At 70.1% G+C, this 24,463-nt stretch carries 21 protein-coding genes and 1 tRNA gene; 15 read left to right on the plus strand and 7 right to left on the minus strand.

The genetic code is table 11. From position 1 onward, the window contains the following. The first annotated feature begins 89 nt into the window (after positions 1–89). Positions 90–162, plus strand: a tRNA-Ala gene (locus tag ACNYS0_RS27020). A gap of 66 nt (positions 163–228) precedes the next feature. On the opposite strand, the gene ACNYS0_RS27025 is transcribed toward ACNYS0_RS27020, so the two are convergent. Together ACNYS0_RS27025 and ACNYS0_RS27030 are read right to left on the minus strand one after the other, a co-directional pair. Further along, the gene (locus ACNYS0_RS27025; RefSeq protein ID WP_422477033.1) at positions 229–1,806 is read right to left on the minus strand and encodes an NADH-ubiquinone oxidoreductase-F iron-sulfur binding region domain-containing protein; all 1,578 of its coding nucleotides are present in this window, start codon (positions 1,804–1,806) and stop codon (positions 229–231) included. After that, positions 1,803–3,059 (minus strand): ferric reductase-like transmembrane domain-containing protein, encoded by a 1,257-nt coding sequence (locus ACNYS0_RS27030; RefSeq protein ID WP_422477034.1) that lies wholly within the window; start codon positions 3,057–3,059, stop codon positions 1,803–1,805. Before ACNYS0_RS27030 ends, ACNYS0_RS27025 begins: the two co-directional genes overlap by 4 nt. A gap of 386 nt (positions 3,060–3,445) precedes the next feature. On the opposite strand from ACNYS0_RS27030, the gene leuS reads away from it, so the two are divergent. The 9 genes from leuS (at position 3,446) to ACNYS0_RS27075 (ending at position 15,637) form a co-directional block, all read left to right on the plus strand. Next, positions 3,446–6,370 (plus strand): leucine--tRNA ligase, encoded by a 2,925-nt coding sequence (gene leuS / locus ACNYS0_RS27035; RefSeq protein WP_422477035.1) that lies wholly within the window; start codon positions 3,446–3,448, stop codon positions 6,368–6,370. Between the two features lie 128 nt (positions 6,371–6,498). Beyond that, the gene (locus ACNYS0_RS27040) at positions 6,499–7,179 is read left to right on the plus strand and encodes a hypothetical protein (RefSeq protein WP_422477036.1); all 681 of its coding nucleotides are present in this window, start codon (positions 6,499–6,501) and stop codon (positions 7,177–7,179) included. A gap of 63 nt (positions 7,180–7,242) precedes the next feature. Further along, on the plus strand, positions 7,243–8,091 hold the full coding sequence (locus ACNYS0_RS27045) for a DegV family protein (protein WP_422477037.1): 849 nt from the start codon (positions 7,243–7,245) through the stop codon (positions 8,089–8,091). A 130-nt stretch (positions 8,092–8,221) separates the two neighbouring features. Then, positions 8,222–9,208: a ComEA family DNA-binding protein gene (locus ACNYS0_RS27050; RefSeq protein ID WP_422477038.1), complete on the plus strand. Its 987-nt coding sequence runs from the start codon at positions 8,222–8,224 to the stop codon at positions 9,206–9,208. A gap of 56 nt (positions 9,209–9,264) precedes the next feature. Then, positions 9,265–11,805 carry a ComEC/Rec2 family competence protein gene (locus tag ACNYS0_RS27055; RefSeq protein WP_422482789.1) on the plus strand — a complete coding sequence of 847 codons (2,541 nt, stop codon included), beginning with the start codon at positions 9,265–9,267 and terminating at the stop codon, positions 11,803–11,805. A gap of 134 nt (positions 11,806–11,939) precedes the next feature. Beyond that, positions 11,940–12,821, plus strand: a complete 882-nt coding sequence (locus ACNYS0_RS27060) for a YceI family protein (RefSeq protein WP_422477039.1) — start codon at positions 11,940–11,942, stop codon at positions 12,819–12,821. Between the two features lie 42 nt (positions 12,822–12,863). Continuing rightward, positions 12,864–13,109: a hypothetical protein gene (locus ACNYS0_RS27065; RefSeq protein WP_422477040.1), complete on the plus strand. Its 246-nt coding sequence runs from the start codon at positions 12,864–12,866 to the stop codon at positions 13,107–13,109. A gap of 144 nt (positions 13,110–13,253) precedes the next feature. After that, the gene (holA, locus tag ACNYS0_RS27070; RefSeq protein ID WP_422477041.1) at positions 13,254–14,240 is read left to right on the plus strand and encodes a DNA polymerase III subunit delta; all 987 of its coding nucleotides are present in this window, start codon (positions 13,254–13,256) and stop codon (positions 14,238–14,240) included. Positions 14,241–15,178: 938 nt separating this feature from the next. Beyond that, positions 15,179–15,637 (plus strand): phage terminase small subunit, encoded by a 459-nt coding sequence (locus ACNYS0_RS27075; RefSeq protein WP_422477042.1) that lies wholly within the window; start codon positions 15,179–15,181, stop codon positions 15,635–15,637. 1,195 nt (positions 15,638–16,832) lie between these two features. Here ACNYS0_RS27075 and ACNYS0_RS27080 read toward each other — a convergent pair. Continuing rightward, the gene (locus ACNYS0_RS27080; protein WP_422477043.1) at positions 16,833–17,255 is read right to left on the minus strand and encodes a hypothetical protein; all 423 of its coding nucleotides are present in this window, start codon (positions 17,253–17,255) and stop codon (positions 16,833–16,835) included. A gap of 135 nt (positions 17,256–17,390) precedes the next feature. On the opposite strand from ACNYS0_RS27080, the gene ACNYS0_RS27085 reads away from it, so the two are divergent. Next, entirely contained in the window at positions 17,391–17,567 is a 177-nt protein-coding gene (locus ACNYS0_RS27085) for a hypothetical protein (RefSeq protein ID WP_422477044.1), read from the plus strand. A 352-nt stretch (positions 17,568–17,919) separates the two neighbouring features. Here ACNYS0_RS27085 and ACNYS0_RS27090 read toward each other — a convergent pair whose 3' ends face one another. The 3 genes from ACNYS0_RS27090 to ACNYS0_RS27100 all read right to left on the minus strand — a co-directional run bounded on the left by ACNYS0_RS27090 (position 17,920) and on the right by ACNYS0_RS27100 (position 20,583). Next, positions 17,920–18,408: a hypothetical protein gene (locus ACNYS0_RS27090; protein ID WP_422477045.1), complete on the minus strand. Its 489-nt coding sequence runs from the start codon at positions 18,406–18,408 to the stop codon at positions 17,920–17,922. 557 nt (positions 18,409–18,965) lie between these two features. After that, positions 18,966–19,817, minus strand: coding sequence for a helix-turn-helix domain-containing protein (locus tag ACNYS0_RS27095; protein ID WP_422477046.1), 852 nt, complete (start codon positions 19,815–19,817; stop codon positions 18,966–18,968). Positions 19,818–19,827: 10 nt separating this feature from the next. After that, complete coding sequence (locus ACNYS0_RS27100) at positions 19,828–20,583, minus strand: DUF6879 family protein (protein ID WP_422477047.1); 756 nt, start codon at positions 20,581–20,583, stop codon at positions 19,828–19,830. A 172-nt stretch (positions 20,584–20,755) separates the two neighbouring features. On the opposite strand from ACNYS0_RS27100, the gene ACNYS0_RS27105 reads away from it, so the two are divergent. From ACNYS0_RS27105 to ACNYS0_RS27115, 3 genes are read left to right on the plus strand one after another with little or no spacing between them, the layout of a single operon-like run. Further along, positions 20,756–20,962 carry a hypothetical protein gene (locus tag ACNYS0_RS27105; RefSeq protein WP_422477048.1) on the plus strand — a complete coding sequence of 69 codons (207 nt, stop codon included), beginning with the start codon at positions 20,756–20,758 and terminating at the stop codon, positions 20,960–20,962. Further along, positions 20,959–21,183 (plus strand): hypothetical protein, encoded by a 225-nt coding sequence (locus ACNYS0_RS27110; protein WP_422477049.1) that lies wholly within the window; start codon positions 20,959–20,961, stop codon positions 21,181–21,183. Before ACNYS0_RS27105 ends, ACNYS0_RS27110 begins: the two co-directional genes overlap by 4 nt. Further along, positions 21,183–21,491 carry a DUF7848 domain-containing protein gene (locus tag ACNYS0_RS27115; RefSeq protein ID WP_422477050.1) on the plus strand — a complete coding sequence of 103 codons (309 nt, stop codon included), beginning with the start codon at positions 21,183–21,185 and terminating at the stop codon, positions 21,489–21,491. The genes ACNYS0_RS27110 and ACNYS0_RS27115 overlap by 1 nt, the downstream gene beginning before the upstream one ends. A 575-nt stretch (positions 21,492–22,066) precedes the next feature. Here the strand turns inward: ACNYS0_RS27115 and rpsT are convergent. After that, the gene (gene rpsT / locus ACNYS0_RS27120; RefSeq protein ID WP_266719751.1) at positions 22,067–22,333 is read right to left on the minus strand and encodes a 30S ribosomal protein S20; all 267 of its coding nucleotides are present in this window, start codon (positions 22,331–22,333) and stop codon (positions 22,067–22,069) included. Positions 22,334–22,567: 234 nt separating this feature from the next. Here rpsT and lepA point away from each other — a divergent pair, with 234 nt between their 5' ends. Beyond that, complete coding sequence (gene lepA / locus ACNYS0_RS27125; protein ID WP_422477051.1) at positions 22,568–24,439, plus strand: translation elongation factor 4; 1,872 nt, start codon at positions 22,568–22,570, stop codon at positions 24,437–24,439. The last annotated feature ends 24 nt before the right edge of the window (positions 24,440–24,463 follow it).

The following is a 24,463-nucleotide window of genomic DNA, read 5'->3' on the forward strand; positions in this document are numbered from 1 at the left end:
AAACGATTTGGTGATGCACCCCGGTGACCGTGTAATGTTGGCGACGCCGCCGGGGAGACCGACAGGAAACCCCCGGAGGACCAAAGCGCGGGGCTATAGCTCAGTTGGTAGAGCGCCTGCATGGCATGCAGGAGGTCAGGAGTTCGATTCTCCTTAGCTCCACAGGAAAGTGAAGGCGGGCCATCCGAATCGGATGGCCCGCCTTCGTGTGTGCCCGGGGAGGTTCCGCTATCGCCGGGCCCGGCTGCGGCCCGGCGGGAGCGCGGGGCGCGCGGGCCGCCCGGCCTGCGGGGCCGCCGACGCGTCCTCCTCGATGCGCAGCGCCAGCGCGGGGCAGCGGCGCACGGCTCGTACCGCGTTCGCCTCCGAATAGGCGGGCACCGCCGCTTCCGCGACGGTGGGGAAGCCGTCGGGACCCAACTGGAGCAGCTCCGGCACGATGTCCGCGCACAGGCCGTGGCCCCGGCACAGCGTCCAGTCGACCGCGAGCCGCTTCCCGCTGGGCGTCGAGCTCGCCGGCGCCTCCGCGTGCAGCGGCAGCACACCGAGCACCGGGCGGCCGCAGCCCGCGCCCAGGACGTGCGCGGCCAGATCGTCCGTGAACGCCGAGATCGTCGACTCGATGAACGCCGCCGAACCGTCCGGGTGCTTGCACGCCCCGCGCCGCTTCACCGCGCGCGTGACCTCGCGCAGCGCCTCAAGGGCGGCCGGGCCGCCGCCGTTCAGGACGTCCTCCAGGCCGCGCGCCGCCGCGGGCAGCCCCAGGTAGCAGGGACCGCACTGGCCCGCGCTCTCCGAGGCCAGCCACTGCGCCACCTTCAGGGCCTCGCCGAGCGGGCAGGTGTCGGGCCCGATGGGCAGGATCGCCCCGGCGCCGAGCGCACCGCCCGAGGCCTCCAGGGAGGCGCGGGAGACGATGGCGTCCTGCGCACCGACCCCGTCCAGCCACTTGCCGTGATAGCCGCCCGTGAGGACGCCCTGGGGGAGCGGGGGAGCGCCCGCGAGCTGGAGCACGTAGCGCAGCGGGACGCCGGACGGCACCTCCAGGACCATCGGGCGTGCGACCGCCCCGGAGAGCGTCAGCAGGACCGTGCCGGGCTCGTCGTGCAGGCCCGTGCGGCAGTAGCGCTCGGCCCCCGTGCGGGCGGCGACGGCGAGTTGGGCGAAGGTCTCCGCGTTCGACAGGAGCGTCGGGGCGCCCCCGACACCGGAGTCGGAGGCGCGGACCTTGCGGCCCGGCGGCATCGGCGGGCCGCCGTCCGCCGAGCGGATCAGGGCCGAGGACTCGCCGGTGACCATGCGCACCGGATTGCGCTGCACGCGCGCGCGGAGCGGCGAATTGCGGCGGTTCGACAGGCCGCGCTCGGCGAGGGCCGCCTGCATCGACGCCTCGGTGCTGTCGCGGGTCACACCGATGACGAGGGTGCGCGCGCCGATCGCCTCCGCGACGAGCAGGGCGCCGTCCAGGATCAGGTGCGGGGCCCGGTTGATCAGCACGGTGTCCTTGCGGCAGGCGGGCTCGTCCTCGCTGCCGTTGACGACGACGACCGGGCGCACCCCGCGCCGGATCGCCGACTCGGCGACCGCGCGGAGCTTCTTGGCGAAGGGGAAGCCCGCCCCGCCCCGGCCGCGCAGGGATATCGCCTGGGCCAGCTGTGCGAGCTGTTCGCCCGCCATGGGCTCCAGCGGTCCGTGCACCTTCAGGTGCATGTCGAGGTCGAGCCGCTCCACGAGGTCGAACCCCGAAGTGAGCTGGGGAAGACCGACGACCCGGACTTCCGGGACGTCGGGCAGTGCGGTGTTCACTGCGTGCCTCCGTAGGGCGTGGTCCAGGGCTCGCCGGAAGCGGGTGCTTGGTAGGGGCCGGGGAGCGGTTCGGTGGGATCGGGCGCTTCGTTGTAGAGGTCTTCGTGGGCGCCGCTGTTCGTGCCGTCTCCGTAGGAGGGCGGATAGCCGGGCACGCCTCCGTAGGGGGTGTCGTACGTGGGGTCGTACAGGGAGGGCGGGGCCTGGGCCGGTGGCGGCGGGGAGGGGGCGGGCCAGCGCTCGGCGGGCGCGGACGCCGTGGGCTCCGGGTACTGCTCCGCGAAGGGGGCCGGGTGCTGCTCCACGTACGGGACCGAGTGCTGCTCCAGGTACGGGACGGACTGGGTGGGCAGTTCCGAGCGGGGGAGGGACGACACCGCGCGGTAGGCGGCCGCGAAGCCGATGTCGGTCCGGGGCGGCGTCGGTGCCGATGTCGGCATCGGGGGAGCGGGCTCGAAGGAGTGTTGCGGCGTGGGCTCCGTGCGGGGCTGCGGGAGGGGTGAACCGGCCCGCCTGGTGCCGCTCGCCCGCGGTCCCGCGTCCAGGAATCCGAGGATGCGCACCGCCACCCTGCGCCGCACGGCCTGCGGCGAGGCCCGCAGGGCGATCGCCCCGGCGACCGCGACCAGGGCCAGGCAGTACAGGACGGTCACGTACGCCTTCGCGGGCCGGCCCGAGTACAGGCCGTGCATGAGGGCGAAGCACCAGGCCGGGTAGGCGAGCATGTGGGTCGCGCGCCAGCGGGCGGCGAGCCGGGCGGGGGAGGCCATGGAGCTGCGCAGCGCGCCCGTGACGCCCGTGGTGATCATGAGGAGTCCCGCGGTCACGCCCAGGCCGATCAGGCCCGCGCTGCCGCTGAAGCCCCCGGAGAACGGGATCAGCGCGCCGAGCAGCGTCACGTGCGAGAGCGCGAGCTTCACGCTGATGTGCAGCAGCAGGAAGACCAGCGAGGCGACCGCGGTGATCCGGTGCACGGCCTGCGCGAGCAGCCGCTGGCGCGAGGTGAGGAAGACCCGGTCGGACGCGACCAGGCCCCAGACGACGGACGAGGTCAGGGAGACCAGCGAGAGCACGCCCGCGCCGAAGTCGAGCGTCGCCCGCACGGCGTCGCCCCCGGTGGACACCAGTACGGGCAGCAGGAGGAGGGCTCCCGCGATGAGCAGCCCTGTTCTCCTGCGACGGCCGGCGCCGGGGTTGCGTGAACTCGGCGTCGTACGAAGGGAGTTCAGGGAGTGAGGGGTTCGAGGGTTCATGGGGGTGACTCCGAACGGTTCGGCACGGTGGTCCCACGGCCCGCACTCTAGATCGAGGCATACCGGGCAGTACGAGGTTTGAGTTATCTCGCTGTTATCTACGAGATGTTTGCTCGCTGCGTTGTCCTGATAGGGGGCGGTACGCCGAGTAACCACTGGGGTGCGGTGGGCCCCGGGGAAGCCCGTCGCGGGCCGGGCGAGGGCTGCGGTACCCTGACGCCATGCGTGCCGTACGCCTTCTGCTTAGCGAGCCGCGCTGATCAGTCCCGACCCGCCCCCGGGGTGAGTGGTCGGAATCGGCGCGGCGTCCCCTCCTGTGCGAGGGGCTTTTTCATTTCCTAAGCGCTGGGCTGCTGGCAGAGACGATCGATGGAGCTTTGAGGATCATGAGCGAGACGAACACCGCCGCCGCTTCCGAGGCGGCGGTCGCGCCGCACCGCTATACGGCGGCCATGGCCGCCGACATCGAGGCACGCTGGCAGGACTTCTGGGACGCCGAGGGCACGTACGAGGCGCCGAACCCGAGCGGTGACCTGGCGGGGTCCACCGAGGCGGACCGGGAGGTCGCTTCGCGGCCCAAGAAGTTCATCATGGACATGTTCCCGTACCCCTCCGGTGCGGGCCTGCACGTCGGCCACCCGCTGGGCTACATCGCCACGGACGTCTTCGCGCGCTTCCAGCGCATGACGGGCCACAACGTGCTGCACACCCTGGGCTTCGACGCGTTCGGCCTGCCCGCCGAGCAGTACGCCGTGCAGACGGGCACCCACCCGCGCGCGTCGACCGAGGCCAACATGGAGAACATGAAGGTCCAGCTGCGCCGCCTGGGCCTGGGCCACGACAAGCGCCGGTCGTTCGCCACGATCGACCCGGAGTACTACAAGTGGACGCAGTGGATCTTCCTCCAGATCTTCAACTCCTGGTACGACGACGACCTGAAGAAGGCCCGTCCGATCGCCGACCTGGTCAAGCAGTTCGAGACCGGTGAGCGCGCCGTTCCCGGCGGCGGCTCCTGGAGCGGGCTGAGCGAGCGCGAGCGTGCCGACATCCTGGGCGAGTACCGCCTGGCGTACGCCTCCGACGCGCCCGTGAACTGGGCGCCGGGCCTGGGCACCGTCCTGGCCAACGAGGAGGTCACCGCCGACGGCCGCTCCGAGCGCGGCAACTTCCCCGTCTTCAAGTCGAAGCTGCGCCAGTGGAACATGCGCATCACGGCCTACGCGGACCGCCTGATCGACGACCTGGACGGCCTGGACTGGCCCGAGGCGATCAAGCTGCAACAGCGCAACTGGATCGGCCGCTCCGAGGGCGCGCGGATCGACTTCGCCGTGCCGGACGCCGACGGATCCGGCGAGGAGAAGATCACCGTCTTCTCCACCCGCCAGGACACCCTGTTCGGCGCCACCTACATGGTGCTGGCCCCCGAGCACGAGCTGGTCGAGAAGATCACCCCGGGCGCCTGGCCGGAGGGCACGCACGACGTGTGGACGAGCGGTCACGCGACCCCCGCCGAGGCCGTCGCCGCGTACCGCAAGCAGGCCGCCGCCAAGTCCGACGTCGAGCGCCAGGCCGAGGCCAAGGACAAGACCGGCGTCTTCACGGGCGCGTACGCGATCAACCCGGTCAGCGGCGAGCAGGTCCCGGTCTTCATCGCCGACTACGTACTGATGGGCTACGGCACCGGCGCGATCATGGCCGTCCCGGCGCACGACAGCCGCGACTTCGCGTTCGCGCGCGCCTTCGAGCTGCCCATGCGCTGCGTGGTCGAGCCGTCCGACGACCGTGGCACCGACCCGGCGACGTGGGACGACGCGTTCGTCTCGGGCGACGCGAAGCTGGTCAACTCCAGCGGCGACGACATCTCCCTGGACGGCCTGGGCGTCGCCGACGCCAAGGCCCGCATGACCGAGTGGCTGGAGCGCAAGGGTATCGGCGCCGGCACGGTCAACTTCCGGCTGCGCGACTGGCTGTTCAGCCGCCAGCGCTACTGGGGCGAGCCCTTCCCGATCGCCTACGACGAGGACGGCATCGCGCACGCGCTGCCCGAGTCGATGCTGCCGCTGGAGCTGCCCGAGGTCGAGGACTACAGCCCGCGCACCTTCGACCCGGACGACGCCGACACACAGCCCGAGACGCCGCTGTCGCGCAACGAGGACTGGGTCAACGTCACGCTGGACCTGGGCGACGGCCGTGGCCCGCGCACGTTCCGCCGCGAGACCAACACCATGCCCAACTGGGCGGGCTCGTGCTGGTACGAGCTGCGCTACCTGGACCCGAACAACAGCGAGAAGCTGGTCGACCCGGAGATCGAGCAGTACTGGATGGGCCCCCGCGAGGGCATGCCCACCGGTGGCGTCGACCTGTACGTCGGCGGCGCCGAGCACGCCGTGCTGCACCTGCTGTACGCGCGCTTCTGGTCGAAGGTGCTGTTCGACCTGGGCCACATCTCGTCGTCCGAGCCGTTCCACAAGCTGTACAACCAGGGCATGATCCAGGCGTACGTCTACCGGGACGCGCGCGGGATCGCCGTACCGGCCGCCGAGGTGGAGGAGCGCGACGGCGCGTACTACTACCAGGGCGAGAAGGTCTCCCGGCTGCTTGGCAAGATGGGCAAGTCCCTGAAGAACGCCGTCACGCCGGACGAGATCTGCTCCGAGTACGGCGCGGACACGCTGCGCCTGTACGAGATGGCGATGGGCCCGCTGGACGTCTCCCGACCGTGGGACACGCGCGCGGTGGTCGGCCAGTTCCGGCTGCTGCAACGCCTGTGGCGCAACATCGTCGACGAGGAGACCGGTGAGGTCACCGTCGTGGACGTGCCCGAGGCGGACATCGACGTGGCCACGCTGCGCGCCCTGCACAAGGCGATCGACAGCGTGCGCGGCGACCTGGAGGGCATGCGGTTCAACACCGCGATCGCCAAGGTCACCGAGCTGAACAACCACCTGGTCAAGTCGTACGCGGGAGGCTCGCTGCCGCGTTCCGTCGCCGAGCGCCTGGTGCTGCTGGTCGCGTCGCTGGCCCCGCACGTCGCCGAGGAGCTGTGGCGCAAGCTGGGCCACACCGACTCGGTCGTCCACCAGGACTTCCCGGTCGCCGACCCCGAGTACGTGGTCGACGAGGCCGTGACCTGCGTCGTCCAGATCAAGGGCAAGGTCAAGGCCCGCCTGGAGGTCTCCCCGGCGATCTCCGACGAGGAGCTGGAGAAGATCGCCCTGGCCGACGAGAAGGTCGTCGCCGCGCTGGACGGCGCCGGCATCCGCAAGGTCATCGTGCGGGCGCCGAAGCTGGTGAACATCGTCCCCGCGTAGTTCGCGCGCACGGTGCTCAGGGTTGTTCCCTACGGGCAGGTTGGGGGTTCCGCTGGAACCCTCGGCCTGCCCGCTCCGTTTACGGTGGAGAGAGCGGTGGGGCGGGGCGACCTGGAGGAGAGAGCGCTATGGAAACCGTGCTAGTGATCATTGCGCTGATCTTCGTCGCCTTCCTGGCGTTCGGGGGGTACGTGACGGTGAAGGCGGTCGGCGCCGCCAAGCGCGGAGTGGACCGCAAGGTCGAGCAGGCGCGGCGGGCGGTGGAGGACACCGCGCTGCGCGCCAAGAGCTACGCGCAGCCCGGCGCGGCGGCCGAGGTGGCACAGCTGCGGCTGAAGCTGCGCACCTCCATGCGGGCCACGCAGGACGCGCTGCACGCGCGGGTGACCGAGGATCCCTCGCTCAAGGAGTCCCTCGGCCTCTTCGAGCGCCTCAGTGCGCACGGGCACGAGGTGGACGCCGAGCTCAAGCGCCTGGAGAGCGAGCCCGACAAGGGGCAGGTGGCGCGCGTGCTGCCGGAGCTCAGGACGCGTACGGAGCAGATCACGCGGTCCGCCGACGCGCTGCGGCACGCGGCCCGCGACCGGGCAGGGCGTTTCGCGAGCGACGACCTGGACGCGCTGAGTTCGCAGATCGACCTGGAGGCCGGGGCGCTGCGGCACTGGACGACCGAATCCACGCAGGAGCCGGCCGGGCAGGGCCCCGCACCGGAGCCGGACCGGGAGCGGAACCGGGCCGCGATCACTCCGCCAGGTGTACGCCCCGTGTATCCGTGGGAGAAGAAACCCCGTCCGGAGAGCACGACTTGAACCGGGGCCGGAGGGTAGGGGCCGGGCTGCCGTGCACCGGCCGCGGCAGGTAATCTCCGGTGCATGTCCCGCCATGTCGCGATCGTCACCGATTCAACGGCCTACCTGCCGCAGCGGACGATGGAGCGCCACGGCATCACGGCGGTGCCGTTGACCGTGGTCCTGGGTGACCGGGCGCTCGAGGAGGGTACGGAGATCTCCGCCCGCTCGGTCGCGGAGGCCCTCCAGAAGCGGCGGTCGGTGACGACGTCGAGACCCAGCCCGGAGCTGTTCGCCGAGACCTACCGCAGGGTGGCCGAGTCCGGCGCCACCGCCATCGTCTCGCTGCACCTGTCCGCCGAGATCTCCGGGACGTACGACGCCGCGGTACTGGCCGCGCGCGAGGCCCCGGTCCCGGTGCGCGTCGTGGACACGGGGATGGTGGCCATGGCCCTCGGCTTCTGCGCGCTCGCGGCGGCGGAGACGGCCGATGCGGGAGGCACCGCCGACGAGGCGGTGACCGCGGCGGAGAAGCGGGCCTCGGGCACCTCGGCGTACTTCTACGTCGATACGCTGGACTATCTGCGCAGGGGCGGCCGGATCGGCGCCGCGCAGGCGCTGTTCGGGTCCGCGCTCGCGGTCAAGCCGCTGCTCCAGCTCGACGGCGGACGCATCGAACTCCTGGAGAAGGTCCGTACGTCGTCGAAGGCGATCGCGCGGTTGCAGGAGATCGTGGCCGAGCGGGCGGGCAGCGCGCAGGTGGACGTGGCCGTGCATCATCTGGCCGCGCCGGAGCGGGCGGAGGCCCTCGCGGAGTGGCTGCGCGAGCAGGTGCCCGGCCTCGCCGAGCTGCATGTCAGCGAGGTGGGCGCGGTGATCGGGGCGCACACCGGGCCGGGGCTGCTGGGGGCCGTGGTCTCGCCCCGGACGTAGGGCGCCGGGGCGGCGATGCGAGCCCCGTCGTCGGTCGTGTGGGTGACGGGGTTTTCCACAACTGCCGGGTTGTCCCCGGGAATTGAGCAAGATCCACTCGTGGGCGGCGTGCTGCCTACCGTCTCGTGTCATGGAACTTCGATCACGGACACGGACGACGCGGGCATCCAGCGGGCCGGGGCGCGGCCGCACATCCGACGGCCGCGCGAGGCAGCGGCACATCGTGCGGCGGCGCGTGCGGCGCAGGCGCGTCGAGGCGGAGCGGACGCGGCTGCGGGCGGAGGCACTGTTCGCGCCGCCGGGGGCGGTGAGGCCAGCGGAGCGGCCCGCGCGGGGTGCGGTACCGGGCGCTGCCGGTCCGTCGTGGGCGCGTGAGACCGGGCCGACGGTCGAGCCCCCGCCTCCCGCGGAGTCCCCGTGGCGGCGGCGTGCCGTGCTCGCCGTGCGGGACCGGTTGCCGCTGTGGGTGCAGACGCGGTGCGGGGTCGAGCGGCGAGGGGCCGTGGCGCTGGCGGTCCTCGTCGCGGTCGTCGGGCTCTTCGCGGTGCAGCACTTCTGGGCGGGGCGTACGCAGGCGGTGCGGGCACCCGAGGCGGTGCGGGCGGCGGCGCCGCGGGCCGTGGAGCCCCCGGGAGGCGGCGCCTCCCCGGCCGCTTCGGGGCCGGGGCCCGTGGCGACCGGCGCGACCGGGATCGTCGTGGACGTCGGCGGAAAGGTGCGAAGGCCGGGGATCCGGCGGCTGCCCGCCGGGGCCCGTGTCGCGGACGCGTTGCGGGCGGCCGGCGGGGTGCGGCCCGGTGCGGACACCGCGGGGCTCAACAGGGCGCGGCTCCTCGTGGACGGCGAGCAGGTCGTGGTGGGCGAGCCGGCGCCGGCAGCCGCCGCCGCGCCGTCGGGCGGAACCGCGGGAGCGTCGGCGCCCGCGGGCCCGGTCGGCCTCAACACGGCCACCCTGGAGCAGCTCGACACCCTCCCGGGCGTCGGCCCCGTGCTGGCGCAGCACATCGTCGACTACCGCACGGAGCACGGCGGGTTCCGCTCCGTCGACGAACTGCGCGAGGTCAATGGCATCGGGGACCGCCGCTTCGAGGATCTGCAGAATCTCGTGCGGCCGTGAACCGGGGAGCGGTGGACCGGGCAGCCGCGGACCGGGCGGCGGTGGACCGCCCGGTCGTGGCGGGTGGCCGGGAGGTGCCGTCCGCGTCGGGGCGGCGTGCCGCGGGGCGGCTCGGTGACGCGCATCCGCGTCAAGAAGGGCCGCTGGACCTGCGGTTGGTGCCGCCCGCGCTCGCGGCGTGGGGCACGGCTGCGCTGGCGGTGACCGGTTCGCCGTGGTGGGCGGGGCTCGTGGCGGTGGTGTGCGCGGTGGGCGGGGCGGGGCTGTTGGTGGTGGGGCGTCGCCGTGCAGGGGGCGTGGGCGGGGTGCCGCTCTGGCGTGGTCCGTCGGCGGCGGCGCTGCTCCTGTGCACCGCCGCGGCGGCGGCCTCCGCCGGTCTGCACGGGGCAGATCTGCGGCGCGGCCCCGTGCCCGGGCTCGGGTCCCGATTCGCCCGGGTGGAGGCCGAGTTGGAGGTGACCTCCGATCCCCGGCTCACCCGGCCGAGGGTCCGCGGTGACCACGCGGCGCCGACGTCGGTGCTGGTGGAGGCGGATGTGGTGCGCGTGACGGGGCCGGACGGGGGTGCGGTGCGGACGCGGACGCCGGTGCTGGTCGTGGTGAGCGTGGGCGACCGGGGCGCCGATTCCCGTCGCGGTCCCGGCAAATCGGCGCCGGTACAGGGGAGTTCATGGCTGTCGGTGCTGCCGAGCACCCGGTTGCGGGTGCGGGGGAGTCTCGCTCCGCCGATGGTGGCGGGGGACCGGGTCGCGGCGGTGCTGCGGGTCGGGAGCGGGGAGCGGGCGTGGGTCGTGGCGGCGCCGAGCCGGTCGCAGCGGGTGGCCGGGGCGCTGCGGGCGGGGCTGCGCGAGGCCACGGACGGGCTCGACGCGGACGCGCGCGCACTGTTGCCGGGGCTCGTCGTCGGGGACACGGCGCGCGTGACACCGGAGCTGCATGCCGCCTTCGAGGAGACGGACCTGTTGCACCTCATGGCGGTCAGCGGGGCCAACTTCACGATTCTGCTCGCCCTGTTGATCGGCCCGCCCGGCACCGCCCAACTCGTGGAGCGGCGCGGTCTCGCGCCCCGGATCGGGCTGCCGTTGCGGACGACCGCGGTGCTCGGCGGGGCGCTCACGCTCGGCTTCGTGGTGGTGTGCCGGCCCGAGCCGAGCGTGCTGCGGGCGGCGTCGTGCGGGCTGATCGCGCTGCTCGCCGTGGCCACCGGGCGCCGCAGATCCCTGCTGCCCGCGCTGGCCACGGCGGTGCTGCTGCTCGTCCTGTACGACCCGTGGCTGGCGCGGAGTTACGGGTTCCTGCTGTCGGTGCTCGCCACGGGCGCGCTCCTGACGCTGGCTCCGAGGTGGAGCGCGGCGCTGCGCGGGCGTGGGGTGCCCGCGCGGCTCGCCGAGGCCCTGGGGGCCGCCGCTGCCGCGCAGGCGGTGTGCGCCCCGGTCGTCGCGGTGCTCGCGGCGCGGGTGAGTCTGGTGGCGGTGCCGTGCAATCTGCTGGCGGAGTTCGCGGTCGCGCCCGCGACGGTGCTCGGGTTCGCGGCGCTGGCGGCTGCGCCGCTCTCGATACCGGTGGCGAAGTCCCTGGCATGGTGTGCCGGTTGGCCCACGGGCTGGATCGCGGACCTCGCCAGGACCGGGGCCGCCCTGCCCGGCAGCGGGGTGGACTGGCCGGGCGGCTGGCGCGGCGGGGCGCTGCTCGCGCTCGGCACGGCGGTCCTCGTGCTCGTCGGGCGCAGAGTGCTCCGGTCGCCCTGGATCTGCGGGGTCTGCGCGCTGCTGCTCGTCCTGGTGATCACGAGGCCCGCGCCGCTCGTGCGGGGCGTCACCGGCTGGCCGCCGGCCGGCTGGCGCCTGGCCATGTGCGACGTGGGACAGGGCGACGCGCTGGTGCTCGCGGCGGGGGCGGGGACCGGGGTGGTGGTGGACGCGGGGCCCGACCCGTTGCTCGTCGACCGGTGTCTGCGTTCGCTGGGCGTCACCCGGGTCCCGGCAGTGGTGCTCACGCACTTCCACGCGGACCATGTGGCCGGGCTCGCGGGGGTGCTGCGGGGGAGGGCCGTCGGGCAGATCGAGACGACCGGGTTCGAGGAGCCGCAGGAACAGGTGGCGTTCGTGCGGAGGGAGGCCGCCCGGCGCGGGGTCCCGGTGGTGCGCGCGGCGGCGGGGGAGCGACGCAGGACGGGCCCGCTCGGCTGGCAGGTGCTGTGGCCCCCGCCGGACCCGGCCCCGACGCCGGACGGGCCGAACGACGCGAGCGTGACCCTGCTCGTCCGCGTCGCGGGGATGACCCTGCTGCTCCTCGGTGACCTGGAACCACCGGCGCAGCGCGCCCTGTTGAGAACGCCGCAGGGGGCCCGGCTGCCCCCGGTCGACGTGCTCAAGGTCGCCCATCACGGCTCGGCGTATCAGGATCCGGAGCTGTTGCGCAGGGCCGCGCCCCGGGTCGCGCTGATCTCGGTGGGCCGCGACAACCCGTACGGCCACCCGGCGCCCAGCACCCTGGCGGCGCTGCGGGCGCGCGGTTCGGTCGTGCTCAGGACGGACCGGGACGGAGCGGTCGCGGTCGTGGGAGGAGGCGGGGACGCGCTCCGGGTGTTCCCTTAGCACGGGCGCCGCGGGCGCAGGGTCGAGTTCTTGCCATGTGGGCGCATGTTGCCTCGAAACTGCCCACGATGATCGAATGCTTGTCGAATGCAGAAGATCAGGTCGTTGTCCAGGCGTTCTGGGGTGGGTAGGGCATGTTCGGTCGTTGGCGGAGAAACCGTACTAACCGGTCAGTAGGTTCGAGTTCCCTCGCGGGACCGGCGATACCGCCGGGGGCGGGGGTGCTCAGCGGCCGGATCATCGACCCGGTGAGCGAACCGGTGCGCGGCGCGGAATTCTCGGTGAACGACGCGAGGGGGCGCAAGGTGGTGAGCGGGGGCGTCGACCCGTTCGGCTCCTTCATGGCGACGGTGCCCGCGGGGGAGTACCGGCTCGCCGTCTCGGCCGAGGGGTACGCGCCGTTCCGCGGTGGGGTCACCGTGGCAGAGGGCGAGCAGGCGGCGCTCGGTGACGTGACGCTCCAGGTCACCGCGCCGCCGCCGCTGCCGACGCCGGGGGACTGGGAGGTCGAGCCGACGCACTCCTCGGTCGGGTTCACGGCGCGGCACATCGGGATGGCGCGGGTCTACGGCCGGTTCAACACGTTCGCGGGGGTGCTGCGGGTGGCCGAGCGGGCCGAGGACTCCGCGATGCACGTCGTCATCGACGCCTCGTCCATCGACACGAACGTGAAGATGCGCGACGACCACCTCAGATCCGCGGACTTCCTCGACGTCGAGCGCTTCCCGACGCTGGAGTTCTACAGCGACCGGTTCGTGCACAAGGGCGGCAGCCGCTGGGCGATCACCGGGGCGCTCTCGCTGCACGGTGTGACCAGGACCGTCACGCTGGACGCCGAGTACCTGGGCGTGGGCACCGGCATGGAGGGCGAGACCCGGGCCGCCTGCCGCGCGAGCACGGAGCTGCACCGCGACGACTTCACCGTGAGCTGGCAGACCATGCTGGCGAGGGGCATCGCCGTCGTCGGCTCCAGCGTCCGCATCGACCTCGACATACAGGTCGTGCCCAAGGGCTGACCCCGTGCGGCGCGGCGCCGCCTGCGTGCGGAAAATGGTGGCGTGAGCGATGTGAGACACGTATTGGTGCTGCCCGACCGCGACGCCGCGGAGGAGGTCGCGGAGGCGCTCGGGGAGCGCTTCGGGGTGACCGAGGAACCCCAGCTCGTACGGGACGCGCTGGCCGGTGAGGACGACGCCGAGGACGCGCAGTGGCTGGTCGTCGTCGAGGACGCGGCGGGGCGGCTGACCGCCGAGGAGCTGGACGGGTTCGTCGGCGAGTGGGACGGCTGGCGCGAGGAGCCCTAGGAGAGCCCTAGGACTCCCATCGGCGCGGCCCGCCTCCGGCCCCGCCTCGGGCCTTGCCTCCGGCCCTGCCTCCGGTCGGCCCCCGGGCCCGGCCCCCGTCCCGTGGGCCCCTGGTTGTCAGTGGCGCGTGGGATGCTTGGCGCGATGGCCAGGAAGAGTGCAAACGACGAACCGCTCGCTCCCCTCACCGTCGCGGTGGGGCAGGAGGATCTGCTGCTCGACCGCGCGGTGCAGCAGGTCGTGGCGGCCGCGCGCGCCGCGGACGCGGACACCGACGTACGGAACCTCACCCCTGATCAGCTCCAGCCGGGGACGCTGGCCGAGCTGACCAGTCCCTCGCTGTTCGCCGAGCGCAAGGTCGTCGTCGTACGCAATGCGCAGGACCTGTCGGCGGACACGGTCAAGGACGTCAAGGCGTACATCGGCTCGCCCGCCGAGGAGATCACGCTGGTGCTGCTGCACGCGGGCGGCGCCAAGGGGAAGGGCCTGCTGGACGCGGCGCGCAAGGCCGGGGCCAGGGAGGTCGCCTGCCCCAAGATGACGAAGCCTGCGGATCGGCTGGCGTTCGTGCGGGCCGAGTTCCGGGCGGTGGGGCGGTCCGCCACCGGCGAGGCGTCGCAGGCGCTCGTCGACGCGATCGGGAGTGATCTGCGGGAGCTGGCGTCCGCCGTGTCGCAGCTCGCCGCCGACGTCGAGGGGACCATCGACGAGGCCGTCGTCGGGCGGTACTACACGGGGCGGGCCGAGGCGTCCAGCTTCACCGTCGCCGACCGGGCCGTGGAGGGGCGGGTGGCCGAGGCGCTTGAGGCGTTGCGGTGGTCGCTCTCGACCGGGGTGGCGCCGGTGCTGATCACGAGTGCGCTGGCCCAGGGGGTGCGGGCGATCGGGAAGCTGTCGTCGGCGCGTGGGGGGCGGCCGGCGGATCTTGCGCGGGAGTTGGGGATGCCGCCGTGGAAGATTGATCGGGTGCGGCAGCAGATGCGGGGGTGGACGCCGGATGGGGTTGCCGTTGCGTTGCGGGCCGTTGCGGAGGCGGATGCCGGGGTCAAGGGGGCCGGGGACGATCCGGAGTATGCGTTGGAGAAGGCCGTCGTGACCGTGGCGCGGGCTGCCCGTGCGCGCGGGCGATAGAAGGTCGCCCCCGCCGCCCCTACCCGTCCCATCCCTGGGGGCTGCGCCCCCAGACCCCCCTGGCGGCCTTCGGCAGTGTCCTCAATCGCCGGACGGGCTGGAGATGAGCGCCCAGACGGGCTGGAATGAGGCGCCCAACGGGTCAGAACGTACCGAAGCCCCGCCCTGGGGAAGGGAAGGACGCCGCCGCTTCGACGGCCGGCGTCGGTCTCGGTTTCGTCCTCTCGGACGTCGACGACATTGTCTGTCTCGACCTGGACCACTGTCTCAATCCGCTCACGGGCCGTCTGGCGCCGTGGGCCGCAGCCATCGTTCGCGACGCGGGCGCCACCTACGTAGAGGTGTCCCCGTCCGGCGACGGTCTGCATATCTGGGGTCGCGCTGACGTCCGCCATGGACGGAAGATCCGGCGCCCCGACGGTACGGCCGTGGAGATCTACGGGACCGGCCGGTACATCGCAATGACGGGGCGCCGGCATGGCAACGCCCCGTCAGTGTTGGGAAGTCTCGCGGCTCTGGTGACTGAATTCAGTCGGTGAGCCTGCTAACGAGCTCGATTCCTACGGACCTCGTCCCGAGCTTTACGTAGGGCTCGAACTGCCCTCACGAACTTGTCGCTGAGTGTGGGGACTTGGTCTAGCGCGTGGGCAATGACCGCACCTGCGCCGCCTACTGAGACGATTGCGGCTGCCGCCCATCCAACGGTTTCCACTGGGGTTACAGCCCTTCCATTAGGCATCACTCCCTCCGGGAGGGTCTGGCCTTGTGCCTCGCTCACTCCCGGGGGCAGAAGGTTCCGGGCAGTTGCGGGCGCGCCTCGTCCGCGGTGACCCCAGTACTGCGGGTGCGCCCTCGCTCTTCCATGGCGAGGAGCCACGCAATGTACTCGCACGGTGACGCTGTGTCCATCTCGTATGAAATTCGAAGGAGGAGCGCCGATGGCTGGACGTGGTCCCGCCCCGAAGGACCCCACGAAGCGCCGCCGGCGCAACGCCACTTCCCCGGAGACGGTCATCACCCCCGACGACGAGCTCCGCGGCCCTGAGCTGCTGGAGGGCGTCCTCGGCGAAGAGGGCGGCGTCGCTGTCGAGTGGCATGCCATGACGCAGGCGTGGTGGAACTCCTGGCACACCTCCGCGCAGGCGCAGACCTTCACCGACGCGGACTGGCTCTTCCTGATCGACACCGCCCTCATGCATCACACGATGTGGGCGAAAGGTCGATGGGAGTTCGCATCCGAAGTGCGCCTCCGCGCCGCCAAGTTCGGCGCCACGCCGGAGGACAGGGCTCGCCTGAAGCTGAAGGTCGACGACCCCACGGTGAAGCCGCAGACGCCCGCACAGCGCCCCGGCGGGGTGACTGACATCAACTCGCGCAGAGCGCGTCTGACCGGTTAGGAGACCGCGTGCCGCACGTCACCGTGCGCGCCCCCGGTCACGACCGCTCCCGCTCTCTCGGGTGGATGGCGGTCGCATGGATGGAGTTCTTCGTCGTGCACGGTCCTGGCGACGTCCAGGGCGAGCCTGTACGCCACGGCGACGAGTACACAGTTTTCGTCGTGGACTGCTACGCGGTCGACGAGGCGCCTCTAATCGACGCGTGTGGAGAAGGCTGCCGGGTTGCAGGTTCTAAACGCCACTAAACGGCTGCGTTGAGCCGTAAAGCAACGCCACATCCTGGGCCGCGCCGGCGTCCGCCAGGGGCTCCGCATCCAACGCCCCGAAGGTACGGCCGTGGAGATCTTCGGCACGGGCCCTACATCGCAATGACGGGGCGCCGACATGGCAACACCCCGTCGCTGCTGGGCGATGTGTCAGCGGTCGTTGTTTCGCTGACGGGCTGATCCTTGAAGCCCGCTGTTCGAGCCATGCCCTGCGTGGTTGTCATCCCTGAGTGCGCGGATCGCATCCCGCGCCTCACGGACCGAACGTGTTGCCTTTATGAGCTTTCGGCTGAGGGGTGGCACCTGATCCAACACGTAATTAACGATAGCGACAACTCCGCCAATACCCAGGACTGAACCTGCAACCCATCCGACGGTTTCCACCGGACTGCGTTCCTCTCACCTGAGGGAGTCGTCAGGCCGGCTGTCGTCTGGGCATGCTCGGCCTGACCAATGTCTATCTCCTTGGTCAAACCGAGTCTCTGCCCGACATGTCACAGAAGCTCGCTGCGTGGCTAGCGCCTGGTAGCTAGATCATCCCAATCACGTAGTTCTCCGCACTCTCAGCTGTAGACTCCCGTAGCCGTCGACGCCACAGAATCACTGGAGCCGTTGCGGCCCGGTCGTATGCGCGCGGAGGTGGCGAAGTACCGCCTGCCGGGGAGATACCCGCGCACTGCGAGTCAAAACCCACGCGCCGGATGAGCCCAGGCCCCGCCGGTGCTCGCTCGCATAACTGGCACCAACTGCTACGAAGGAGCGCCGATGGCTGGGCGTGGTCCCGCCCCGAAGGGGGCCCGCTCGCCCCTGGGGCCGCTGCGTCGCAATGACGGGCGCCGACACGGCAACGCCCCGTCTGTGCTCTCGGATCTAACTCGGGCAGTGCGAGTGGCTTAGGCTACGGCATTCTCCAAGTCACCTGACGTTCACTAGTCAGGTTCAATCTCTTCGGCGGTTATATTCCCGCTCTTGCGCAGCTCATCGCGCTTTGCCTTGAACACTTCCGCGCCGTATTGCGACTCATGCCAGCGTTCGCGTATCTGGGCGGGTAGGGTGGCGAGGTTGATCAGCGCGAGGAATATTGCATCAACCCATTCGCCCGGGTTTTTGAGGACGTCGATAGAGATCGAGCCCATGGCGATTCGAACTACGGCCGGTGACGCCTCTTTATAGCCGTGCGTCCATATCTCGTTGATCTCTGCTGGGGTTGGTTCATGGCTCGTGTTTGCGCACCGAGCAAGATATTGCGCATAGCCGTACACAGAGTTCAGGTTGCGGAAGAAGGATGCAACCTCTTCGAGAGTCGCAGGCGGAATATCCGCAGTGACTCGTATGAGTTGCGCTGCTGCCATTAGGAGCCTCCCGGCTCGCCCCTGTTTCATCGTACGAGCGGTCGCGGTCTGGCGCATGTCAGCTGCCGTGGCTTACTGCGCATAGTGGTTGTTCAGGGCATATGCAAATCGATTGACTGAGAAGGAGGAGCGCCGATGGCTGGACGTGGTCCCGCCCCGAAGGACCCCACGAAGCGCCGCCGGCGTAACGCCACCGCCCCGGAGACGGTCATCGTCCCCGACGACGAGCTCCGCGGTCCTGAACTGCCCGCGGGTGTGCTCGGTAAAGAGGACGGCGTCATCGATACCGCACTCGTGCGCCACACGTTGTGAGCGAGGGGTCAATGGAGGCCTCCCTCCCGAAGTCCCCCTTGCAGGAGCCAAGTTCGGCGCCCCTCCGAAGGGAGGAGCTCACCTGAAGCTGAAGGTCACCGAGCAGGAGCGCCGCAAAGCAGTCGCCTACCGCGAGAGCCGGTTCAAGGTCGAGCACACGTGGGAGGACGAGGCGTGGCGGGTGCGGTCGGAACCCCACGGACGGCGACCTTCTCCAAGCGCCGGAGGCCGCGATCATGATGCGTGACAGGCCCATCGTCGCGTGCAAGACCTGTAATCCGCTGCCTGCGCTCCGTGCCGTGTATGTGTCGTCGCCCGCGCCCGACGAGGGAGCGTGAGGAGGGGGCGCGGGTCAGGCGTCACCAGGCTCCGGCCCCTCGGTCTCGACCTGCGCCGTCATGCCCTGGAAGCCGGCGATGCGCTCGTTAGATTCGATCCTCAGCCGTTCCGTCTCGGCATCGAGGGTGTTCTTCTGGCGCTGAGTGGTGGCCTCCAACTTCGCCTTAGCGATGCTGGCAGCAGCAGTGAACGAGGCAGCGACAGCTCCGCCGGCCAGGATCTCGTTGACGATCTCGGGCTCGGCCCCACGCTTGAGCGCCGCATCCGCGCTCTCGATGGACGTATGTGGGCAGTTGGTGATGTGCCCTTCAGTATAGGGCACATGGACGGTGTTGTGGCTTCCGACGGCGAACGCACTGCCGTCGATAATGCCGATCCGGAACTTCGGACCCGGCTCGGCCTCTACACCTGATTCCTTCGCGCCTACATCGGTCTCGGCTTCCAGTTCTGCATCCGCGGAGGGGCGCTCCGCCAGCGTGTGGGGTTCATTCTCGTCAGCCACAGGTCCATTTTGCCTCAAACTTCCCGCGCAGATCGGCCTGTTGTGAAGCCTGCGCCTCAGTCGAGGCGTCGCTCGCCAGTCAGGTCAGGGCCCGTTATCCACAGCCGCACACGTTCCCCCGCTTCCCGACGTACCGTGCACCCCCGACCACAAGCACGGGGGACCCATGCCCGACGACCGGCCTTCTGGTCCTCACCGTCGAAGACGGTCTCAGAATCACGACTGTGCTCGACGGCCAGGACCTCCGAGGGTGGACAAGCGCATCGGAGTACACGACGCACACACGGGCCGCTCACCGACACGTTGAGCGGCTTACCCACTTCCGCACCCCACGCTGAGCGCGACCATGGTGCCGCGCGGGGCGCTCCCATCACTTGAGAGGACAACGCCATGCACGACGTGACGAAGCCCGCTAAGGCTGCCCCCGTCGCCTGTGGACACTGCGGGTCTGACGTGCCGCAGACGGCCGGCTGTGGGCGCGCACGGCACTACTGCACCCCCGAGCACGGTCGGTCGTACCGACGTCGCATGCGCGCGCTGGGCTTCCCGATCTGACATCACCGTGAACTGAGCGAGCGCCGGGCGGCGTTGATGACGTTGTGGGCGTCGGAGCCGTAGACCGCGGATTCCCGGAGGGCTGACCAGACTCGTCCGTACAGGGCGATGTTGTCGGCGTCGTCGAGCCATAGCTCCGCGTGCCAGTCCTCAGTGACGACGAGGCGCTCGTCAAAGACCCAAAAACCGTTGGCCGTTGGGAGTTTCAGTGACGCGGTGAACGGGATGATTCCCAGCTCGACAGAGTCCATGCCGACGACGCTTGCGAGTCGGTCCAACTGGGCGTCGAGCACGGACGGAGGACAGACGAGCGCTCGAAGGGCTGCCTCCCACATGACCACGCGCAGCGTGTGACCACTCTCGTAAAGCCACTCCTGCCGCCGGGCACGGGCACGTACTGCTTCCTCGGCGTCCTGCGTGGTCCCGAAGAATGTGGCGTACCGCCGGAAGACGTGGCGCGCGTAGTCCGCGGTCTGGAGCATGCCCGCGACCACGGACTCTTCCCATGCGTACAGGACCCGGGAGCGCTGCACCTCCACGTTCCACGAGTCCTGAACGGCGCTGTGCCCGGAGGAAAGTTGGCGCCGCCATGAGCGGATCTGCGACTCGAATCCGCGTAGCCGAGCCTGCATGCCGTCGAACTTGTCTGGCTGCTCGCATGCGTCGACCCACCTGCGGAGGTCGTCCTCCGTGATGGTCTGCCTCCCGCCCTCGCACTTGTAGACCTTCGAGTGAGGCCAGTTGAGGGCGGAGGCGAGTTGTGTACCGGTGAGCTTGCCCGACGGGCATCGGAGCCGCAGCTCCCGAAGAGAGACGCCGAAGGCTTCGCGTGCCTGTTGGTAATCAGTGCTCACCGGCTCTCACTTACTCGTCGAAGATCGCCACGGCGTGCGCGAAGACATCATGCGGGACGGCCTCGTGCGACGCGATGTCGCGCAACTGTACGTAGCGGTTGACCTCCGCCGGCTCCGTGATGATCTCCGCCCCGTGGAGGACGTCCACTTCGTCGAAGCGGAGCACAGCGACGAGGCGGGAGTCAAAGATCCAGAAGTCTTCGCGAGGGAGGTTGCGGTCGTCCGCCTCTTCGCGCCACAGATAGCGCATGTCCTCCCCAGCGGCGGCGTTCCGCGGTGCGTCCGCGAAGAGGAAGCGTTGGCCGACTGTGGGTGGGTTGTCGACAACACGCACGCGCCCCACCGTCTTGCCGGCTGACGTCTGGGACCGCATGAGCCGCGACCACTCGTCGTCGGTGTCGAGTGCGAAGGTTCCGGTCCGGACGAACTCGTCGTAGGTCGGATCCTCCGTGTCGGACTGATACCGCCCGCGGGTCTCTAACCTCCATGCGGTGTACTCGAACGTCTCGAAGAGCCGCCCGAACTCCTCCAGGTCGATCAGCTTCGGCACGCGCGCAAGCTCCCTAGGTCCGTGGTTGACCAGAGTCTCCCGCGGGACGAGGACGGCGACGTCATCGGCCCCTAGGAACCGGAGTTTCGCCAACTCGGCAGGGTCGGTGACAGGGAGGCCCTGGACGATGAACTCGTCAGTGCCGACGACCTCGTGAACCGCCGGGCATCCGCCGTTCTTGCTGTCGGTGCCGTTGAACCTGATGTAGCGAACCATGTTCGGCCCCTTTCAAGGGAGTTGGGTCCTCTCAGCGTCGCCGTTGTGTTCTTGGTTCTCCACATACTTCAGCACGCCACGTGAGAACACGCGAGGGAATCCCGGGAACGCGCGAGAACATTCGAGAACATCGTGTCGACACCGGAACACTGAGATCCCTAGCGTCGTCCCCATGGTCACAGCGCACCCATCGGAAGCCGACGCTCACGCGGCAACTGAAGCACTGCGAGCGGCACTTGATGGTGCCGGAATCGTGCTCCCGTCATTGGGTGTCGACAACGGATCTTTCGGTCCGGGACTCGTCAACCTAGGCCGCGCTCGGGCCGACGTAGCTATAAGGCTCGCTGACGTTATCCGCAGAGGGGGCGCTACGGCGTGAAGGCGGAAGAACTATGGGTCGGCGCACTCGTCGTCGACGAGGACACGCAAAGAGTCGGAAGGGTCATGGGGCGGGAAGGCCCCTACGTCCAGCTCCGTCCGCCTGGCGGCGGACGTGAATGGGACGCCGACCCGACCCGACTCCGCAGGGCTAATGACGGCGAAAAGGTGCGGGCGGGAATCCTGGGCTTACCACTCGCGTACGTGGAAGGGGTCACGTGATGACGCGCTCCATCGTCCGCGAAGTGCGGTGGCACATCGGGCCCGACACGAGCGAAGGCGCGCCTAAAGGGACGACCATCATCGTCGGCTGTGCGACGTGCCCTGAGATATCGGGGGTCGTCGACCCGATGACGGGCGCCCCGGAAGAGTGGGCGATCGGGCACGCCAGCAAACATCCGTCGCACACGGGATACCGGTGTTGGATGCTGACCCTCTGGCGGGCGACGCCCATGGAGGACGACGTCGTCCCGGTCGACCCGCCGAAGGCGGATCTCGCCCGCATTGAGCCGCCGAAGGTCGAGCCGTGAGCGTCGACGAGCGCCCCGTGTGCGGCGTGGAGGGGCGCGTCCCGGAGCCGATAGCTCAGAACTTGTGGCAGATCTGCGGCCGTGACGTCTCAGGGGTCATAGTCCACTGCTTCCTGACCCCACAGCACCCGCGCACCGTGCATGCCGGCCGACTGCTCGACATCGGGGAACTCCACTGGGAGAACCCTCCATAGACCCGCGCTCCCGTGCCAGCGCCCGGGAGCGCGGAGAGGGCGGGCGCGGGCGGGGTCCCGGCGTCGCCGTTCGGGACCCTGCTCGCTCTGACGGCGCGCCCCGTCCTCGTCTGTCCCCGCGTACGGGATGAGGGCGGGGCGTCGTCATTTCCGCAGGTAGAAACAGCAACGCCCCCGGAGTGGGTCCGGGGGCGTTTACGTAGCGTGGCGTACTACGAGACTGCACGTGATCCGGCAGAGGGTCCGGAACTGCTCACGATTTTGGTCCGATACTCGCCGCGACTTGCGAACGCAGATCGCGTGCGGGCTCTGGGTGTCGGTCGGGGGCGGAAGAGAGGGCCCGCCCGGGTCCCACCGACGGTCGATCAGGTCAGGTCAGGTTCAGGCCTGGATGGACGCGACCTTCGAAGCAAGCGCCGACTTCTTGTTGGCGGCCTGGTTCTTGTGGATGACGCCCTTGGAGACGGCCTTGTCGAGCTGACGCGCGGCAACGCGCTGGGCCTCGACGGCCTTCTGGACGTCACCGGAGGCAGCGGCCTCGCGGGCCTTGCGGATCGAGGTCTTGAGGGAGGACTTCACGGCCTTGTTGCGCAGCCGAGCCTTCTCGTTGGTCTTGATCCGCTTGATCTGGGACTTGATGTTCGCCACGAAATGAGCCTTTTCAGGTTCAGGCACGGAGCCGGTGAGGGACCCGTACCGGTGATTGTCACTGAGTGCGTGCCTCGCGCTGAGAGGGCAGGAGACACAGCTGCCCACGGTATCAGCCGTCATCCAGGCGGCCCAAACCGAGCGCAGCCCCCCGCTCATGGGACCATGGAGGCTACGTATCGATCCCAACCGAGGCCGACCTGAGGCAGAAGGCCTCAAGAGACAGGACCCTGCGTGCCCGCGATCCCTAAAAATGTGCCCGAGCCGAGCCGCACCGACCCGGCTCTGATTCGCAACTTCTGCATCATCGCGCACATCGACCACGGCAAGTCCACGCTCGCCGACCGGATGCTCCAGCTGACCGGTGTGGTTGAGCAGCGGCAGATGCGTGCTCAGTACCTCGACCGGATGGACATCGAGCGAGAGCGCGGCATCACGATCAAGTCCCAGGCGGTGCGGCTGCCCTGGGCCCCGACCGAGGGGCCCGACAAGGGCAGTACCCACATCCTCAACATGATCGACACGCCGGGCCACGTGGACTTCACGTACGAGGTCTCGCGCTCGCTCGCGGCCTGTGAGGGCACGATCCTCCTGGTCGACGCGGCGCAGGGCATCGAGGCGCAGACCCTCGCCAACCTCTACCTGGCGATGGAGAACGACCTCAAGATCGTTCCGGTGCTCAACAAGATCGACCTTCCGGCCGCCCAGCCGGAGAAGTTCTCGGAGGAGCTCGCCAACCTCATCGGCTGCGACCCCGAGGACGTGCTGAAGGTCTCGGCGAAGACCGGTATGGGCGTCGAGGCGCTGCTCGACAAGGTCGTCCGCGAGGTCCCGGCCCCGGTCGGCGTCGCCGACGCCCCCGCCCGCGCGATGATCTTCGACTCGGTCTACGACTCCTACCGCGGCGTCGTCACGTACGTCCGTGTCGTCGACGGCCAGCTCAACAAGCGTGAGCGGATCCGGATGATGTCGACCGGCGCCACGCACGAGCTGCTCGAGATCGGTGTGTCGTCCCCCGAGATGACCCCGGCCGACGGCATCGGCGTCGGCGAGGTGGGCTACATCATCACCGGCGTGAAGGACGTCCGTCAGTCCAAGGTCGGTGACACGATCACCTCCCTGAACAAGGGCGCGACCGAGCCCCTCGGCGGTTACAAGGACCCGAAGCCGATGGTCTTCTCGGGTCTGTATCCGCTGGACGGCTCGGAGTACCCGGACCTGCGCGAGGCCCTGGACAAGCTTCAGCTCAACGACGCCGCCCTGGTCTACGAGCCGGAGACCTCGGCCGCGCTCGGCTTCGGCTTCCGCGTCGGCTTCCTCGGCCTGCTGCACCTCGACGTGATCCGTGAGCGTCTTGAGCGCGAGTTCGGGCTCGACCTCATCGCCACCGCCCCCAACGTGGTCTACCGCGTGGACATGGAGGACGGTACCGAGCACCAGGTCACGAACCCGAGCGAGTTCCCCGAGGGGAAGATCGACAAGGTCTACGAGCCCGTGGTGCGCGCCACGCTCCTCGCGCCCAGCGAGTTCATCGGCGCGATCATGGAGCTCTGCCAGACCCGCCGCGGCACCCTCCTCGGCATGGACTACCTCTCCGAGGACCGGGTGGAGATCCGCTACACCCTCCCCCTCGCCGAGATCGTCTTCGACTTCTTCGACCAGCTGAAGTCCAAGACGCGCGGTTACGCGTCCCTGGACTACGAGCCCACCGGCGAGCAGGCCTCCGACCTGGTGAAGGTCGACATCCTGTTGAACGGCGACCGTGTCGACGCGTTCTCCGCCGTCACGCACAAGGACGCCGCGTACGCGTACGGCGTGCGCCTGGTGGCCAAGCTGCGGGAGCTCATTCCGCGGCAGGCCTTCGAGATCCCCGTCCAGGCGGCCATCGGGTCCCGGGTCATCTCCCGCGAGACCATCCGCGCCATCCGCAAGGACGTCCTCGCCAAGTGCTACGGCGGTGACATCTCCCGTAAGCGCAAGCTCCTGGAGAAGCAGAAGGAGGGCAAGAAGCGGATGAAGATGGTCGGCTCCGTCGAGGTGCCGCAGGAAGCCTTCATCTCGGTGCTCTCCAGTGACGACGGCGGCGGCTCCAAGAGCAAGAAGTGAGCCACTGAGCACACTGAGCACACA

The sequence above is a fragment of the Streptomyces anthophorae genome, from assembly GCF_049310305.1.
Lineage (GTDB): Bacteria > Actinomycetota > Actinomycetes > Streptomycetales > Streptomycetaceae > Streptomyces.

Bases quoted from the DNA above. Each gene is read 5' to 3' on its own strand.
- ACNYS0_RS27040 (WP_422477036.1), top strand. From the start codon at position 6,499: ATGGAAACCGTGCTAGTGATCATTGCGCTGATCTTCGTCGCCTTCCTG.
- leuS (WP_422477035.1), top strand. From the start codon at position 3,446: ATGAGCGAGACGAACACCGCCGCCGCTTCCGAGGCGGCGGTCGCGCCG.
- ACNYS0_RS27060 (WP_422477039.1), top strand. From the start codon at position 11,940: ATGTTCGGTCGTTGGCGGAGAAACCGTACTAACCGGTCAGTAGGTTCG.
- ACNYS0_RS27115 (WP_422477050.1), top strand. From the start codon at position 21,183: ATGACGCGCTCCATCGTCCGCGAAGTGCGGTGGCACATCGGGCCCGAC.
- ACNYS0_RS27030 (WP_422477034.1), bottom strand. From the start codon at position 3,059: ATGAACCCTCGAACCCCTCACTCCCTGAACTCCCTTCGTACGACGCCG.
- ACNYS0_RS27105 (WP_422477048.1), top strand. From the start codon at position 20,756: ATGGTCACAGCGCACCCATCGGAAGCCGACGCTCACGCGGCAACTGAA.
- ACNYS0_RS27050 (WP_422477038.1), top strand. From the start codon at position 8,222: ATGGAACTTCGATCACGGACACGGACGACGCGGGCATCCAGCGGGCCG.
- holA (WP_422477041.1), top strand. From the start codon at position 13,254: ATGGCCAGGAAGAGTGCAAACGACGAACCGCTCGCTCCCCTCACCGTC.
- ACNYS0_RS27080 (WP_422477043.1), bottom strand. From the start codon at position 17,255: ATGGCAGCAGCGCAACTCATACGAGTCACTGCGGATATTCCGCCTGCG.
- ACNYS0_RS27075 (WP_422477042.1), top strand. From the start codon at position 15,179: ATGGCTGGACGTGGTCCCGCCCCGAAGGACCCCACGAAGCGCCGCCGG.
- ACNYS0_RS27045 (WP_422477037.1), top strand. From the start codon at position 7,243: ATGTCCCGCCATGTCGCGATCGTCACCGATTCAACGGCCTACCTGCCG.
- ACNYS0_RS27100 (WP_422477047.1), bottom strand. From the start codon at position 20,583: ATGGTTCGCTACATCAGGTTCAACGGCACCGACAGCAAGAACGGCGGA.
- ACNYS0_RS27085 (WP_422477044.1), top strand. From the start codon at position 17,391: ATGGCTGGACGTGGTCCCGCCCCGAAGGACCCCACGAAGCGCCGCCGG.